1 protein-coding gene is annotated in these 1,081 nt (G+C 73.9%); it reads right to left on the bottom strand.

The genetic code is table 11. The features are described from left to right. Nucleotides 1–38 precede the first annotated feature (38 nt). A partial coding sequence (locus HGA02_RS20005; protein WP_246248141.1) for a MinD/ParA family ATP-binding protein occupies nt 39–1,081 on the bottom strand: 1,043 nt, incomplete at its 5' end.

Below are 1,081 nucleotides of genomic sequence, written 5' to 3'. Positions count from 1 at the left end.
CCCTCGGGTCACGCCCGTCCGGTCGGCCCGACGAGCCGTCAGAGCCCGTCGGCCACGATCGCCGTCGCCCGCAGCCACGCGTCGCGCGTCGACGGGTTGAGGGCCTCGTAGTCGATGGGTCCGCCGGACACGAGCGCCTTGTCGTGCGGCACCTCGACGACCGCGCGCGTGAGCGCCCCGAAGTGGCCGCGCAGCCGCGTGCGCAGGTCCTTGTCGACCTTGGGCGACGGCGCGGACAGGATCGTCACGGCCTTGCGGACGGCCTCCTCGTGGCCCTTGGCGCGCAGCGCGTCGAGCGCCCACGCGGCCGACTGCGCGGTGTCCTCGCGGATCGTCGAGACGACGACGATCTGGTCGGCCGCGTCGACGGACGCCTGCCAGTTGGAGGCGCGCATGTTGTTGCCCGTGTCGATGACGAGCACCCGGTAGAACCGCGAGAGCACCTGGTGCAGCGCGACGAAGGACGCCGCGTCGACGGAGGACAGCGACGCCGAGCTCTCGTCGGACGCGAGCACGTCGAACTGCTCGGCGGCCTGCGTCCGGACGAAGCCGTCGAGGTCGCCGATGCGCACGGTCGCGCGCCCGCCGAGCCGGGGCAGGGCGTTGAGCAGGTCGACCGCGGTGCGCTGGTGCTCGGTGTGCGCGGACCGCCAGCCGAGCGTGCCGCGCGTCTCGTTGTTGTCCCACGCGAGCGTGTACCCGCCGCGCTGGATGCCGAACGTCGCGGCCAGCAGCATCGTGGCGGTCGTCTTGTGCGCGCCGCCCTTGGGGTTGACGACGACGATCGTCTTGGGCCCGTCGAACGTGCGGCGCACCGACGCCGACTGCGACCGGCGGTTGCGCTCGGCGCGGCCGGGTCCCGGCGAGATCGCGCCGAACGTGACGCGTCGGATGCCGCTGCGCCAGCCGTGCTCGGCCGGGCCGTCGGACGCGGGGTGCCGGGCGGCGAGCAGGTCGTGAGCAACGGGCTCCTGCACGACCAGGCCCTGGAGCTGCTCGACCCCATGCCCTGAGCGAGGTGGTGAGCCTGGTGACGACCGCCGTCGAGCAGGCTCGCGGCGAGCCGCTCCCTCGAGGTCGC

The sequence above is a fragment of the Cellulomonas septica genome, assembly GCF_012396155.1.
Taxonomy (GTDB): domain Bacteria; phylum Actinomycetota; class Actinomycetes; order Actinomycetales; family Cellulomonadaceae; genus Cellulomonas; species Cellulomonas septica.
This window is presented reverse-complemented; position numbering and strand designations above follow the sequence as displayed.